This window comes from Haladaptatus pallidirubidus, assembly GCF_020700235.1.
Taxonomy (GTDB): Archaea; Halobacteriota; Halobacteria; order Halobacteriales; family Haladaptataceae; genus Haladaptatus; species Haladaptatus pallidirubidus.
Genome location: NZ_CP085301.1, coordinates 2,153,580 through 2,167,815, shown reverse-complemented (window position 1 = coordinate 2,167,815; position 14,236 = coordinate 2,153,580). Strand labels below are relative to the sequence as shown.

Here is a 14,236-nt window from a genome sequence, read left to right as displayed (position 1 = left end):
CTGAGGGATTGACTTTACTCATGCCCGACTCATCGACCTTGATTTACACACAGTGACCCTCGTCTGGTATGATGGCTGTAGTTGGCATGGGTCGCAATTGCTTTCACTTCTTATTGCGCTTGCTCTTGCCGTTATTGGATTACTGCTAGTTGGTGGCTCAGCGTTTCGAACCAATAGGTGATGTAAGGTGTATCGTCAGAATAGGATAATACAGGAGTCATGGGAACGTTCAGGAACGAAGGCCAGCGGATGTATTCGAGATCATGGAACCGTTTGAACCCTATATGATGAGCGAGATTGCGGCGGGACTTGGATGGCCACGTCAGAGGAATATAGTGATTTGGCTACCAGTTAGAATATGGGTGTAGAGAGTTAACGCGGTAAAAATGGAGCGCGACAAATTGCCATATACAAATGAAGGTCTCCTTCAAGACGATGAATTAACAGAGTTGCTTGATCAGCTCGAAGATGCTGAGGAAACAATTGATTCACCCAATCAGCGTCAGGCACTCCGCCGAACACGCCGATTCCTCGCACATTTTCCTAACGTTCGACAATTCGGACTCGATGATATTGCCCAGCAAATCGTTGGTGGCTTTATTCTCTGTGCCGCGTTTGTCGTGACTGAAGAAGTGTGGATACTTGCAGCAAATATGAACCTCCTCCAAACAGCGATTACGATTTTCATGGTGTTCGCGATCGGCTATGGGACGTTATATCGCGCAGAAGATCGTGAGGCGGAGATGGAGCGATCGATTGCGGGGATTCCTCTCCGGTTCATTTCATTACTTATCGTCTCCTATACCTCTGTGACGATTCTGGCATTTGTTTTCGACGCGCCGGATACGTTTGGAGCCACACCGTCTACGACAGTCAAGGCTATCTGTATCGGAGCGATCTTTAGTGTAGTCGGCGCAGCCACCGCAGACAGTCTCTTTTAGACGTAGATTTCACCGGTCGATGCTATCCCTTGGATTCACCGTAATCAGATCTTATTTACTAATAAGAGACTCGTCATCAATTCAATCGGTATCATAACTCCGATTGAGCCAGGTGAGACGAGCACCCAGATATACGAAATTCGCGCTGACACTATGGGAATGATACCTGGTAACTACGATATATCTGGGACGCTCAGATCGCAGCTGGTTTGTGAACACAATCAGAGGCGGTTGAGTGGACGGTTGGGTTCACAATCAAGTCGATTGCTTGTAACGGGCTCTGAACAGTAGCGCGCCTTTGCGAGAAATCAATCGTCAAATCGTTCGTTGTGAATCGAATAGAACATCTATTTTTGGTAGTTTATAAATAAGGACAACCGTTGCACCCTCTGTCAAGCCGATGAGCAGCCACTTGTCCCCGTCATTGTCAATGAGGCGCGCAGCAAGCCGCTCCGCGTCGATCTCGTCGTCCCACGTGTCCTCTAAGACGTTTACACACTCACTGTGAAGTATATTGAACTAGGAGTTTCACGAGCCATAGGAGATGCTACCAAGTAAAGCGTCAAAAATAGTTGCCAAGCAGATAGAAATGGGAATACGAAAGTTGGTATAACCGACAAATCAGAACAGGCTCAAAGCCCGGAACACGGGTGATAAAATACACTCATACAGAACACAGCAGCCCGCGAAAATCTTCCTCATACCTAATCTTTATCGCGAGAATTACTTAAACGAGAATCGGTCAGTGGTCAAGAGAGATATCAACGTACTTCTCGAACTCGGTTTACAGGATTTCGACTCCATGTGATAGGAGCCATGTGCGTACCTTCGGGATTTCACAGGGACTACCGATGAGACGAACGGCATCATTCTCTTCAGAAATCGTTATCATGAAATTATGTTCAAGATGACTACGATGGTTGCTGGCCTCCTCTTTTGGAAGGACGATTTGTGTATGGTCACGGAATACGCTGGCGGCCACCATTAGTTGCATAAATCAGTGCGTCTAAAAAAGAGTGGGTTTTGGACGTAAAGATATGCGCAAAACAATGTCACTCGTTCTAAATTGTATCTCCAAAATAAATCTATGATTCAGAAATTCGAACAAATGGCAGAGAATGGTTCTCTCGGCAATCCATGCTAGATACTGCCCGAATTGGATCGTCATACATTCCCAGAGGCAATGAACGGGCCATCAGATTCGCCATCATCCCCATTGATACGCACATCACAAAGCCAGTCAGAATCGATTATTACAGCTATCGTCAGTGCAATTGAACAGATGGACAGAGACAAACCGGACACCCCACTGTACGAGGTTATTGAACCCGATGCACTCGAAGCACTCTATGAACATGGGAGACAACGAGTTGAGTTTCAGTATGCCGACTACCAGGTCACGGTTCAGCCCGATCAAACTATTCTCGTGTCCGAACTAAACACGTAGACTGCTGGGGATTGATTTCATTACGTAGCGTACATCAGAGTCACTCGAAACCAAGCCTGATCAGTGACCGTTGCCTCCTTGGTGCGAAATGATCCACTGCACTCACTACAGCAGTACTGTTTTAGGTTGCGGACGGTCTTCGAGCGCTGATACCGGGCAATCCGACCGCCACAGTCCTCACAGACGAGTCACCACTTCGGCGCAGCGAAGCGTTCGTAGTACTGGGAGGTATCGAGGGCGTCGGTCCAGCGGGTGAACGTTTGCCCATGATCGGCTTCGCTGAACTCGTCGTACTGCCATGCGTGAAAATTCGATTATGAGGATTGGTTTTGCCGAAAATGCACAACCTGGCCGATATTGATGAAATACATCGAATACATCCAACCAAGTACGAGGATGCCCCAAAAGCTGAGAAGTCGATACAGGAGAACGACTCCTCCAGCAGTTCCTGCATCCACGCCGGTCAACACGATAATCATCGCTCCCAAGATGACCTCAACACCACCAAGGCCACCAGGGAGTGGAACAACTCGTGCAACGCCACTCGCTGGGATCAAGAAAAGGGGAAGCAGTATCGAGACATGCTGATTAAGCGCGAGAAAACTCGCATAGAGTGGAAGGCAAAAACAGATCCACCCAATGACAGACCATCCAAGTGCGAGTGCGATCTGCCGGCGATTCTCCAGCACGAGATTTACTTCGGTCGAATACGAACGCACTCGTAATCGAAGGTACGTACGAATAAATCGAATGCGAGTCTGTACTAGACGGATTCGAAGGTGAAGACGCTGCGTCCGATTCTCACTTAGTGCACGCAGCAGTGAGAACATTCGAACCCCCACTACCGTTAGCGGATGTAAAAGCAGGTGCTTGTATCGATACAGCGTGGTCGTGGCGGCCAGAAATCCACCTGTGAGAAGGATCGCGATTTGGAGAGAAGGAACGGGGATAAACGCCGTAAGAGATTGACCTCGAAGAGCAAGGAAAACCAATCCGATAACCCCGAGACTGAGTGCTGCAGTGAGGTTCAATACCTCGATTACGAGTGCCACGCCGAGCGTTTGATCCCGATCTGTGCTCATTTCAGATGAGACGATGTGGGCGAGCAGAAACGGGCTGCTTGCGCGACCAATCGGGACGATTTGTTTGGCAAAAAAACTTGCGAGGTATGCGCCTCGAAACCGCCATCCTCCGATAGGGGTTTCCGAACAATCGAGGAGACAACGAACTGCCTCACTCCAGCAGAAAAGAGCGACTAAGACGATAGAGAAGCCGAGGACGAGAAACACTGAATTGGCGCTAGCGAGTTCTGCACGGATTTGGCTTCCACCGACAAAGTATCCGAGAAGACAGAGACTGAAGACTACGAACAGAAATCGAACTATTTTCTGATTCATATTATACTAATAATGAATTTCGATGATAATACATCGTATTGAGCCTACATAAAGATGTGGACGGTAATGAGTTCGCGAATAAGGATAAGTAACGAATATGCTCTCGATTAAGTGACTAGTACTGACGACCAGTGGAACGGTAGAGGGATCATACCACCCAGCACTCCAGAGATTACTTAATTGCGGAATTTCGTGCTGACCGAACCGGCCGTATATGGGAGTATCTGGGATGGAACTGATTAGGATCTGTTGAGGTGAGAATAGATGTCACTACCGAACAGAACTCACGAAGCGGTGAACAAGAGCAGAACACACCATATTCGACGAACGGGGGTGGAATTGAATCACCGGGGCCACAACGTGGCCGCCATCATGTCTCCGACCGATGGTGCTTCTACCAACAAGCAACCCGTTCTCGTGAAACGGTGCGTGGTCGTACCAGCAAAACCACGCATCAGGCGTGGGGCATCAGACGTGGCGTTTATTCGTTGACGATGTTCGAGCGTCGTAGGACATGACGACCTGACTGGTGTAGTACGACGCTCGTAGCTTTTCTAATGGGTGCGTTGGGTATTGTTATGTGGTGCTTGACGATGAGGTAAGTGATAATAGAACACAGCAATATTTACAGTGTATTAACTATTGAAGCATTTATGAATTATAGCGTATGAAAGTATTACATGCTGGAAACCTTCATTAGTTCTGAAGTCACCTCTTAATCCATGGGAAAGTTAGTAGCTATAACGACTGATAACAAGGAGATCGAATGTCACAATATAAAAGAAGGAGACAATGGATTACAACTTCGTAACGAAGAAAATGGTATTGTTGGATATATTCCCTACGACCGTCTCTGCTACGTAGAAACAACGTAAGCGAATCACGAGGATCACCCCGACAAGTTAGAAGGACTTCGTGTGCTCGTCTGTAAGGAAATGGACGAACAGCAAGTCGATCTTTTATCTGAGAACGCGACTGAAACCACTGTTGCTGGCGGATGAGTGAAAAGTCACTCGTCGTCTTGCAGAGCAGTTACAATCGCTTCTAACTCTGTTTTCCGAAATGGTTGTGAAGTCTGGTCTGGACTATCGTCGTCCAGTTCGCCGATTTTCCACAGGATACCAGCCCGCATCTGGGGTTTAGAAGGCAGATTGTTCGTGTCGATATCGTAGTTCACAGTCGTACAGAGGGCTGCAAGGGCTTCTTTGGTGAAAGCCGTCGATTCTATACGTTCGTATCTCCCGACAGTCTGTCGAATTTCATTGCGGAGTTCGTTGACGGTTTGTGTCATAGAGGCACTGATAATGGGAATTGTTGTGTAGGTTCTGGTTTCTTCTTTGATGAAATGATCCTTATTTCGTCTACAATGAGGTAGTCGTAGATTGCCACCGTACACGCCGTCTTACTGCCGACGTATATCGTTCATCCCTACTGCAGTCTTATTTGTTCTCGGGGGCACGCTAGAATTCACAGTAAGGAGCCAGTAGTCGTACCGAGACCAGACGTTAGCTGTTGGTGTGTCTGAAGCCCTGTCTGGAATCGCTGAATAATCTTCGACTGGTGTTCTGGACATGCGATGGGTACAATTGCTCCCTCTTGGACAGGGACTAGGGATTGGGCCGCAGTATACGATGCAAACCGACAGCCAGGACACGAGATACCACCAGCGGGGTGGTGATGGAGGAGCGTCGCTGTGTCGTTAGAGGTTAGTCCACAGATCGATGTGAACTGCTCAAGATGGTCATTACAACCGAGAACAGGGATTCGAAGGTGATCCAGAAGGAGAAATGACACGGCCTGCTGACTATCAGGGTAGAGAGCAGACTGGCATGCATCACAATCGATCGCCGGTTGATCGTCAGTACTCTCCGACTGTGATTGCTGAAAATCTTCGGGTAGCATTTATGTAGTGTGTCAGACTGCGATACGGATAAGTGATTGGGGCTTCCATTGTAATGAAGCTGAGCGGCAAGCTAACGGTTCGTTCGGGCGCGGCGACAAAATCAATTACAGCGGGGACATTCTAACGAGAAGTGCCACCAATGCAGTTGAAAGGGAAACCCATTTGCCGGGAGAGCCAGATGAAGAAACTGCCTTGGTAGCTCAGGTTGGCAGAGCAACTCCTTTGTAAGGAGTCGGTCGAGAGTTCAAATCTCTCCTAAGGCTTTCACTCCGGGTTTTCCGCTTCTAGAGAACGGGGAAAGTTTCGCGAGGATTGTCTGATGTTAGTATGAGTTACTAACCATGACGCCTTCTACATTTCAAACAAGGGCGATGGAAGTGGCTCAAGTAGAAAGCGATAGTCCGTGAAAACCTTCCTCGTATCTCCTCTTTGGCGCGAGAACTACGTAAACGGAATTCAGCCAGTGACTATTGCCTTCCCCGACACGAAGCAACCCACCACACTTGCTACAGCTGTACTGCTCCGGGTTGCACACCATCTTCGAGCGTTGATACCGAGCACTCCGACCGCCACAGTCCTCGCACACGAACTCCCACTTGGGTGCAGTGAAGCATTCGCAGTGCTGCGAGGTATCGAGGGCGTCCATTCAGCGGGTGAATGTTGCTCCGTGATTGGCTTCACCGAACTCGTGGTACTGCCAGGCGTGAATCATTTCATGGCGCGCGGTTGCTCTGAACTGGTCCCAGCCGTGTTGTTCATAGGCCTTCCAGGTCAGCGATTGCATTATCTAGTATATTCAACCAGCAATCATTCGTTGGTGACGCCAGACAGTGGCTTGGAACCGAACTACTCGCCCAAAACATCTAACCGAGTGATTTGAGATAGCTACTCACGATGTCTGAAAAAATACTCAACGAGGAGAAAATCTCGCGAGAAGAAGTCGCTGATCGATTGCAAGCAATTGCAGATGAATTTCGAGAAGGTGGAGACGCCAACATCGATGTCGGGAACAAAACGGTGACGCTCTCACCAGCAGACTCTGTGGCCTATGAAATCGGCACTCGAGAATTGTCATCCGTACTTCGCGGAAGTCGTGAATCAGTGACCATTAAACTGGACTGGAAACCCGAATAGCAGAGCGATTGTAGGGATGATTAAAATTGAAATAAAACATGACTATAATATAATTTTATCAGTTCAAAATAGTATATCGGTCGTCTAGTCAGTCTGAACCGAGATACAGCAAAAGCGCTTAACGTCTGTTCCTCTTGGTTACGTGGTTCTATTTCAGCAGATTAGTATTGCTCATTGGAGCAGTGCTGAACACCGCCCTTGCAGACCAAACGGAAACAGCAGGAACAGACAGAAACACGGCAACGATCACTCACTCGAGATGAGATGCTCAATATTTTCGACTCTTTCGTAAACGAGTATTCAGACACTATGAGCGAATGGAATCTATGGAAACACCAACCGATGAAGCATTCTTGAAGTCGATGACGGATCGACCTAATCAAGAAAACGACGACAACTGATGATGGCGAGCAGTACGAAATTTGAGTGCGGGGAACGAGAGTAATGAAAGGTCCGAAGAATAATGTGGGCAAAACGTTCATAAAACGGCTCTTCGATTGTTGATTCGAATCATGGTACTGAATTTAGTGTTGGATAGGGGTTCGATGATCCCACTGCAGGCAAGTAACACACTCTCAACTTCGTCTATTGTCAGTAATTATGTCATTCCCGCTGCACTGTTCCTCGTAACACTCGTTGTCGTGTACTTGATCGGGCGGAGCGTCCTCATTCCATTGATTAGCCGAGTGCTAAAAGAGCAAGGACATGACCCAGCTGTTCGGAGCCTCGCCGAGAATGTGGCTGGGGTTCTCGTTTGGGTCCTTGCCATTGCCCTCGCATTCACGGTCGCTGGCTTTGGTGGGGTGATTGCCGCATTTGGTGTATTTGCTGGTGCTATTGTCCTCGCGATCGGGTTTGCTGCACAGGAACTCCTTGGTAACTTTGTTGCTGGAATCTTTATCCTCAAAGACAGGCCATTCACGATTGGGGATTGGATCGAATGGAGTGACGGCGAGGGAGAGGTCGAGGATATCGACCTACGTGTGACCCGGGTGCGAACGTTCGATAATGAGCGAATTACGGTTCCAAACGATGATTTGGCGAATGATGCGGTGAAGAATCCAGTTGCCTATGACAAACTCCGGCAGAAATTCGTCTTTGGGATCGGCTACGATGATGATATCGATCACGCAAAAGACGTGATTCTCGACGAGGCACAAAAACACGAAGAGATTCTTGCAGACCCAACACCCGATATTCGGGTGACTGAACTCGCTGATTCGTATGTTGGATTGCAAACTCGGTTCTGGATTGGTGAACCGGGGCGAGGGAACTTCACGCGAATTCGGTCAGAATTAGTGCAGGCAGTGAAAGAGCGGCTTGATGCCGAGGCAATCGATATGCCGTATCCAGTCCGAACGCTCGAAGGATCGGTTGAGATCTCGGAGTAACTTGATACGACCTGACATCATTCTTCTAACAAAGAGTCTATTTTACTAGTTTTCGCCGATACATGATCGAAAATATCGATGACGAATTCATAGAAATATCTTAAAACAAATCACTACGTCCGGCAGCAATCACATCTGGAGCACAGGAAGACGATAGCAACTATCAAATGGTGAAATTACACTTCGTTTCGCTACCTACGCTCGATTATTGTGAACCACTCTGTCGTATATCCTGTTTGTGGAAGAATCCATCGTTGCTTGGGACCGCGTTCACTTACACGAAGCTCAATTACTGCGTCGAATATGGGTTCAATTTCATGTACTGCAAGCGAGTCCCGATCATGCGGAAGGGTGTAATAGCCAAGTCCCTCAACACCGCGAATAGCACGACCGATGGGAGTTAAAAACGACCCTATGTCGATCGATGTCGCTTCTATCACTGGCTGTAGTGAGTCGACGTAGACCTGTATATCAGTAGATCGATTATCTCTTATGAGATCATCCTGCATTGCTACTGATTGAATGAGGGTGTTTTGGAGATCGGTCAGAGTTCCACTGATCGGTGTAATTTGGACTTTTTCTTGTGGACTGCTTGTTGGCGCAGCTGTTGATCGTACTGCTGTTTGATAATCAAAGATCTCAATGTTGCTCGGCCCTGGCTGAACTGGTGTCGCTTGGCGTTGAAAGGCGGTCGGAGTGCGATCGAGTAAAGCAACTAAATCATGGCGGATCGAATCAGGATCGTTCATGAGATAGGCACGTTCAGCGTTGAAAACATCACTAGGAACGTCCCCGACGACCAAAATGTTCCCACCCTGCTCTTTGAGTTGTGCAAGTTCAGACTGGAGTGTAATCACTCCATCTCCTGAAACGGTGACGAAGTACCCCTCAAATCCGAACGAGACATAACCATCTGTTCGCGGAGTACCGTCAGCCAAAGGCTGGAAGAGCTCGTTGAGCGCATCTGTGTTGATCCGATCGGCGAGTCGTTCTGTCATCTCTTGAGAATTAATGCCAATCGCATTAGCAACAGTGAGGACAACCTCTGTCCCGAGATCATCGGTTGGTGCATACTCGTATGAGATCGCATCTGTTGATCCGAATGGGGCGCCAGCGAATTCAGTCGCCAATGGAAGATCTGCGTCAAGTTCTGGAACGAGTGGCTCGTTAGTAATGTAGATCTCATCTGGTTGTTGAATTCGGATCACATGATCTTGCCATGAGAAGATGACTTCAGTTGAGGATTGGTGAGAAGGATTAGAAGTAAATATTTCGTTGAGGGCTTCGGGGTTAATCACGTTGTAAAGTGGATCAAGTGTGCGTGGATCGGTATCCAGAACAGTTCCCATAGCTTCACTAAGCTGAATACTGAGGGTATCGGTGGTTCCTTCGGTCGAACTGAAGTGTTGACAATGCTTTGGCTGGAAGATCTCGCGTATCGTGTGCTGCTCGCTGGTCATAGGAGTATAGGTCTATCGCGTTGCACAATTGAAAGCTTGTTGGTGTGAGCTGTGGTATCTTGACTCTTTGTGGTACCTGAGTAAGTATTACCTTTAATAGACTTGGGATTTCCATACTGCATTTGCGATCCTTAGTGACGCTTGCATCAGTAGTTGGTCTCACTTCTCAAAATCATCTTGTGAACTACCCCGCCCTACACGCTTCGTGCGGCACGAACTGGGCTTCCTGTTTCCAAGACATGCTTGGCAGGAGCTAATTTTACTACTGTGGTTTTTATTCCCACGCTCGTATAATTCGATATTAGATAGAGTGATAAAAACAGGAAATGTCGAAGATATCCTCATTTCTTTCTCAATTGATGTCAAAGCCACCAGCAAGACAGGGACAAACTCCTACTGCAGCAACCCCTTGGGAGGTACCAGAGCCGTCGGCTGTATCCGGTCATCTGTGGATGTCTTAACGTTTTCACGGATGATGACAACGGAGGTATCGATATTGGTTTGGTGTTTAATTTACCGACGAAGTGCATTTGCAGCCCGGTCATTGTTCGTTGCGACTCGTAGCACAACTTGATCGGGATGGCGAGAGAACAGTTTCGTTTGACTCAACATCCATCGACAGGACGGTGAGTCCGCTTTCTTCGGCAGTTGTTTTGACCGTTGATTCAAATTTCGCATTCCGCTGGAGATCGACCGACGTGACCACCAGAAAGGAAGAGAGCACAATAACCCCCAGGGTTAGTACTGCAATTCGTTTGAGTGTAGTACGCCGAACAAGATCCTCTTCAAACCAGTGATCAGGGCGATAGCCACGTATCGAGAGCACAGCCAAACTGGCGAAGTTGATCGAGAGAATGTTGACCAACACGAGAATTCTAGCGCTTACGACAAGCACGGGATCACCATAGGCAATTCCGAGACCGACTACAGCAGCGGGTGGAATGAGAGTGGCTGCAATCATCACTCCAACCAATGGTGCACTTGCGCCGGCGATGAGAGCGCACTAGCTGCCCCTGAGCCAAGCGCAAGAACCTGCGGTGTTATCGGTTCGGGAAGATCGATCGGGGAACGTACGCCGAGACGACCCAATTCGGCTTATCGACGACCTCGTTGATTTTCAGGTCAACAATTGCTGAACATAATAGATATGCTTCCGTTCGTGTCAAGTCGTGGCGCTCGTGCAGATAAGTTATCATATGTCGAGTGGCCTTCTTTGTCGCGTCCATCAAATTGTCGCTGATACCAGTCGTCGCATACATACACTCGTCACCACCTGAGAAGGGTCCTGCCGTCTCAAACTGCGGCTGTTCGATGTTCATATCCGAGATGAGTCGGAGCCGCACGGTTACTGTCATCGACGCTTCGATACCCGTAACACAAACTTCGCCATCGCCTTGGGCAGCGTGGCAGTCGCCGATACTAAACAGTGCCTCATCAACTTCGATTGGTAGATAGAGCGTCGAACCTGCTGTGAGATGCTTTACATCGAGATTTCCCCCGACACGACGTGGTGGGATCGTGCTATGCTTCCCCTCTGCAGCGGGTGCAACGCCAAGATTGCCAGGAAACGGAGCGAGCGGGACTTCAATTCCGTTGGTAAACCGCCCGATATCGTCGTCGAGCTCCCAGACGTGCAGACCGGGGTCGGGGAAATCCTCGGGGAGCAATCCCAATTTCTCCTCACCGGGGTAAAAGTACGAAAAGCCAATCCCCTCGTGCTGGAATTCGAGAAGTTCGACCGCAAGTATATCTCCTGGCTGGGCATCAGCCACGGCGACAGGCCCAGTTAATGGGTGACCAGTGGAATCGTCTGCGAGGGAATACACGTCGGCAACAGTCGACGTTGCGTCCAACCGGTTGTTCGTTGCATCGCGGCATTCAAATGTCACAATATCATTGGACTCGATTGTTTGAACTGGTTCGTGATCACGACTCCAGGTTGTATGGATATGCTCATCTAATGATGTAATGTGGTGGTCGGAAGCCATTTGTACGGGTCGTGGTGTGTTCTCGACTAATATAAAATCGCAGTGAATAGTACTACCTATTGGTGCACTTTATAGCGCTCTCCCTTGTTGTCGGGGGTGAAAACGCACGCAAGGGATTCGGTCGTTACTCAAACGGTTCTTTGGTGCGATTGGTGCGCTTGCACTTCTCAGTCTAATCGTGCACACTTTCGTTGAGGGATTTCCGTTCATGGCTCAGACCGCAGCTGGTGGCCAACCGGAGCCAACTGGGTGGCCAACAGGGATTGCGTTCTTCATTGGTGGCTTTGTGGTTCTTCTAGCTCTTTGGTGGCAAGCATCCCAAGACTGAACGATGTGTTCGGTAAGCACAGAATCACGTGATGACTGAAAATCGATTTTCAGTCTCGCAAACATTCATCTTCTTTCTCGACGAGATACGGGTATGCTGTTTAGCGAAAGCCGATCGCTCACCACGGGTTCTGACCGACGAGATCACTTTCGGACCGTCCTCATTGCAATTGGACTGTTTGTGTGTTCTGCTGGGTTTCTCTCTGTGGTAAAATGGTTTGACTTGACTATATTCCATTTTCTTCGTTTAGAGTATTTTGCGATCGGTCTTCTTGTTGGCAGTGAGGTACTTGCTGCCAATGATCACAGTCTCCGGCGCGTCTGGATATTTTCCTTTGCGCTCGCAGCAGGGTTTGGCATCCATCTCGCTGGCATGGGAATCACTGGTGAAATGCCAGGCCTTCCGTTCCGGATTCTGTGGGCAATCAGTGTTGGATCCGTGGTTGCCGCTGTTCTTGGGACACTGGGTGGACTACTCGGGATGGGTCTTTTCCGGTTATCCACCAACGTCCCCTAGTGTTGGGCTGGTGGATTTGCCCATTGTCGGTATTTCCTATGGGCGCCAACCCTGACTCCAAGAAGAATCAGTATGAACGATACAACAATCAGGATGCTCTCTAAGTCAGTATAGGCAGCAATCACCATCAGCCAGATGCTTCCCGATAGCGAGACAGTGGCAATCCATTGCCATCGTTCCGTGATATCACGATCAGGAGTCAGTACATAGATCATAAGTGCAAAAATGAAGAGGTTCTGCCCATACTCAGCAGTATTCGGCCAGTAAGTTGTGCCGAGTAATTGATCGCTTATCACCAGACCGGTACCGATAGTGGCGACACCGACCGTTGCATAGAAGAAGATCCGGAGAGCCAGGGTGCCACGAACAGCCATTCGGGTATAGTCAATATAGTAAATAAATTATTCTCAAAACCAATGAGACGAACTCCCTCAGGTTACTGATTCAGAGGGATGACTCCATCCAAATTCACGCCGAAGTTGAGCCCACCCACGATTCCAGACGAGCCAATAGCCAGGAAGCAATCCGACTAGTAACGCGCCGAAATAAAACATTGGTCTGGACAGTTGCAACTGCGGAATTAATGTAACGATGAGAGCGGCAAAAACGTGGGCAGCGAGGTATGTGCCAAGAATGCGTTCGCGGCGGTTAGCTGGCTCAGGACGCCCTCCGATCTCACTGCGATGGAGCAGGTATCCAATAATCAACGGGAGAAATGCGGTACAACAGACGGCCCAAAGAAGAGCTGCGTCGCTACCCCGAATGGAGGCATCAAGATAGACCCAGTATCCTAGGAGTAGTGTACTGAGAGCAGGGAGCCAGAAAAACGTAAATCCAGTTATGAAGAGATTTGAATCCATATTCCAAATAAAAGTGGTAAGAATAAATAACTAGCGGGCGTCATATCGATGAGTGTTGCATAACATGATATGGCACCGGACCGCTCTCTTACTCACCTACCCTATTCACTTGGTCCAATTCGACTGACGGAAGTGTCGCTTATCTCGCTTCTTATCGGATTCCTCTTGGTGTTTATCGCGATCCAATTCTTCGCGTTTACGTTCCGTGCTGGCGCTTTGTGGGCGTCTATCCTCATTATATACTGGGACTCTCAATTCTTCTAAAAGGCGCTCAGTTTAGTGGAGTTCGCCTCCGATAAATCCGCACGGTGAACTCGTCACCTTACTTGTTCTCGTCTATTAAAGACACGGAACGTACGCATGTTGATAGTACTCCCACCCCATGTGTAACCTAGGTCATATAGTATGGTGAAATTCAATCAAACAAATAGGACGTCGTCAGAGTGGAAATACGCACTTAATGGTGGAATCATATCTATTCCACTGACTGTTGGATACAATTGGTTCTTTGAACCAGAGATCTACTCGCTCATAATGGCGACCATTGGGGGAATAATTGCAGGTTATCTGGCGAAACGTAACGCACTGAGGATATATCGTACGGGTATCGGTGCTGGAGCTATTGGTGCCACTCCAGCACTGTTGATGGCGTTCAATCCTCTCTCTACTATTGCCACCAAATGGCTTGGGTCTGGTGCAATTGTCTTTACGTTTATCGTCGTCCCCGTGGTTGCACTGGCTATCTTGGCCATCGGAGCTGTATTGGGTCTCATCGGAGGCGCAATCGGTGATTGGTTAGCTACGAAGTTTGGCAATCGAAACGCGTCACACCCTACTACGTAGTGCAGCTTATGGATCAACCGTCACTTTA

The 14,236-nt window shown here is 48.5% G+C and carries 15 protein-coding genes and 1 tRNA gene; 8 read left to right on the top strand and 8 right to left on the bottom strand.

Features of this window, described 5'->3' with window-relative positions:
- Positions 1-482 precede the first annotated feature (482 nt).
- Complete coding sequence (locus LIX15_RS11750; RefSeq protein WP_227776875.1) at positions 483-941, top strand: DUF2391 family protein; 459 nt, start codon at positions 483-485, stop codon at positions 939-941.
- A 784-nt stretch (positions 942-1,725) separates the two neighbouring features.
- Here LIX15_RS11750 and LIX15_RS33670 read toward each other — a convergent pair.
- On the bottom strand, positions 1,726-1,926 hold the full coding sequence (locus LIX15_RS33670; protein WP_425556760.1) for a VNG_1110C family protein: 201 nt from the start codon (positions 1,924-1,926) through the stop codon (positions 1,726-1,728).
- A gap of 198 nt (positions 1,927-2,124) precedes the next feature.
- Here LIX15_RS33670 and LIX15_RS11745 point away from each other — a divergent pair, with 198 nt between their 5' ends.
- Entirely contained in the window at positions 2,125-2,388 is a 264-nt protein-coding gene (locus LIX15_RS11745) for a HalOD1 output domain-containing protein (RefSeq protein ID WP_227773380.1), read from the top strand.
- A gap of 314 nt (positions 2,389-2,702) precedes the next feature.
- Here LIX15_RS11745 and LIX15_RS11740 read toward each other — a convergent pair whose 3' ends face one another.
- On the bottom strand, positions 2,703-3,785 hold the full coding sequence (locus LIX15_RS11740) for a lysylphosphatidylglycerol synthase transmembrane domain-containing protein (RefSeq protein ID WP_227773379.1): 1,083 nt from the start codon (positions 3,783-3,785) through the stop codon (positions 2,703-2,705).
- A 1,009-nt stretch (positions 3,786-4,794) separates the two neighbouring features.
- Entirely contained in the window at positions 4,795-5,076 is a 282-nt protein-coding gene (locus LIX15_RS11735; RefSeq protein WP_227773378.1) for a hypothetical protein, read from the bottom strand.
- Between the two features lie 801 nt (positions 5,077-5,877).
- Between LIX15_RS11735 and LIX15_RS11730 the strand changes: the two genes are divergently transcribed.
- Positions 5,878-5,951, top strand: a tRNA-Thr gene (locus tag LIX15_RS11730).
- 383 nt (positions 5,952-6,334) lie between these two features.
- Here LIX15_RS11730 and LIX15_RS11725 read toward each other — a convergent pair.
- Positions 6,335-6,472, bottom strand: a complete 138-nt coding sequence (locus LIX15_RS11725) for a SprT-like domain-containing protein (RefSeq protein WP_227773377.1) — start codon at positions 6,470-6,472, stop codon at positions 6,335-6,337.
- A 110-nt stretch (positions 6,473-6,582) separates the two neighbouring features.
- Between LIX15_RS11725 and LIX15_RS11720 the strand changes: the two genes are divergently transcribed.
- Positions 6,583-6,822, top strand: coding sequence for an amphi-Trp domain-containing protein (locus tag LIX15_RS11720; protein WP_227773376.1), 240 nt, complete (start codon positions 6,583-6,585; stop codon positions 6,820-6,822).
- Between the two features lie 545 nt (positions 6,823-7,367).
- Positions 7,368-8,213 carry a mechanosensitive ion channel family protein gene (locus LIX15_RS11715; RefSeq protein WP_390185051.1) on the top strand — a complete coding sequence of 282 codons (846 nt, stop codon included), beginning with the start codon at positions 7,368-7,370 and terminating at the stop codon, positions 8,211-8,213.
- A gap of 191 nt (positions 8,214-8,404) precedes the next feature.
- Here the strand turns inward: LIX15_RS11715 and LIX15_RS11710 are convergent, their stop codons facing one another.
- The 3 genes from LIX15_RS11710 to LIX15_RS11700 all read right to left on the bottom strand — a co-directional run bounded on the left by LIX15_RS11710 (position 8,405) and on the right by LIX15_RS11700 (position 11,661).
- On the bottom strand, positions 8,405-9,673 hold the full coding sequence (locus LIX15_RS11710) for a DUF7504 family protein (protein WP_227773374.1): 1,269 nt from the start codon (positions 9,671-9,673) through the stop codon (positions 8,405-8,407).
- A gap of 541 nt (positions 9,674-10,214) precedes the next feature.
- On the bottom strand, positions 10,215-10,667 hold the full coding sequence (locus tag LIX15_RS11705) for a DUF389 domain-containing protein (protein WP_227776874.1): 453 nt from the start codon (positions 10,665-10,667) through the stop codon (positions 10,215-10,217).
- 46 nt (positions 10,668-10,713) lie between these two features.
- On the bottom strand, positions 10,714-11,661 hold the full coding sequence (locus LIX15_RS11700; protein WP_227773373.1) for an acetamidase/formamidase family protein: 948 nt from the start codon (positions 11,659-11,661) through the stop codon (positions 10,714-10,716).
- 115 nt (positions 11,662-11,776) lie between these two features.
- Between LIX15_RS11700 and LIX15_RS33665 the strand changes: the two genes are divergently transcribed.
- Both LIX15_RS33665 and LIX15_RS11695 read left to right on the top strand, forming a co-directional pair.
- The gene (locus LIX15_RS33665) at positions 11,777-11,989 is read left to right on the top strand and encodes a hypothetical protein (protein ID WP_425556763.1); all 213 of its coding nucleotides are present in this window, start codon (positions 11,777-11,779) and stop codon (positions 11,987-11,989) included.
- Positions 11,990-12,082: 93 nt separating this feature from the next.
- A complete protein-coding gene (locus LIX15_RS11695; protein WP_227773372.1) occupies positions 12,083-12,505 on the top strand; it encodes a hypothetical protein in 423 nt (140 codons plus the stop codon).
- Here LIX15_RS11695 and LIX15_RS11690 read toward each other — a convergent pair.
- Positions 12,502-12,879 (bottom strand): hypothetical protein, encoded by a 378-nt coding sequence (locus LIX15_RS11690; protein WP_227773371.1) that lies wholly within the window; start codon positions 12,877-12,879, stop codon positions 12,502-12,504. The two genes, LIX15_RS11695 and LIX15_RS11690, sit on opposite strands and share 4 nt — an antisense overlap.
- 891 nt (positions 12,880-13,770) lie before the next feature.
- Between LIX15_RS11690 and LIX15_RS11685 the strand changes: the two genes are divergently transcribed.
- Positions 13,771-14,208: a DUF5518 domain-containing protein gene (locus LIX15_RS11685; RefSeq protein WP_227773370.1), complete on the top strand. Its 438-nt coding sequence runs from the start codon at positions 13,771-13,773 to the stop codon at positions 14,206-14,208.
- Positions 14,209-14,236: the final 28 nt, after the last annotated feature.

Excerpts from the sequence above, each read along its gene's own strand:
- LIX15_RS33670 (WP_425556760.1), bottom strand. The coding sequence starts at position 1,926 with ATGGTGGCCGCCAGCGTATTCCGTGACCATACACAAATCGTCCTTCCA.
- LIX15_RS11745 (WP_227773380.1), top strand. The coding sequence starts at position 2,125 with ATGAACGGGCCATCAGATTCGCCATCATCCCCATTGATACGCACATCA.
- LIX15_RS11740 (WP_227773379.1), bottom strand. The coding sequence starts at position 3,785 with ATGAATCAGAAAATAGTTCGATTTCTGTTCGTAGTCTTCAGTCTCTGT.
- LIX15_RS11735 (WP_227773378.1), bottom strand. The coding sequence starts at position 5,076 with ATGACACAAACCGTCAACGAACTCCGCAATGAAATTCGACAGACTGTC.
- LIX15_RS11725 (WP_227773377.1), bottom strand. The coding sequence starts at position 6,472 with ATGCAATCGCTGACCTGGAAGGCCTATGAACAACACGGCTGGGACCAG.
- LIX15_RS11720 (WP_227773376.1), top strand. The coding sequence starts at position 6,583 with ATGTCTGAAAAAATACTCAACGAGGAGAAAATCTCGCGAGAAGAAGTC.
- LIX15_RS11715 (WP_390185051.1), top strand. The coding sequence starts at position 7,368 with ATGATCCCACTGCAGGCAAGTAACACACTCTCAACTTCGTCTATTGTC.
- LIX15_RS11710 (WP_227773374.1), bottom strand. The coding sequence starts at position 9,673 with ATGACCAGCGAGCAGCACACGATACGCGAGATCTTCCAGCCAAAGCAT.
- LIX15_RS11700 (WP_227773373.1), bottom strand. The coding sequence starts at position 11,661 with ATGGCTTCCGACCACCACATTACATCATTAGATGAGCATATCCATACA.
- LIX15_RS11695 (WP_227773372.1), top strand. The coding sequence starts at position 12,083 with ATGCTGTTTAGCGAAAGCCGATCGCTCACCACGGGTTCTGACCGACGA.
- LIX15_RS11690 (WP_227773371.1), bottom strand. The coding sequence starts at position 12,879 with ATGGCTGTTCGTGGCACCCTGGCTCTCCGGATCTTCTTCTATGCAACG.
- LIX15_RS11685 (WP_227773370.1), top strand. The coding sequence starts at position 13,771 with ATGGTGAAATTCAATCAAACAAATAGGACGTCGTCAGAGTGGAAATAC.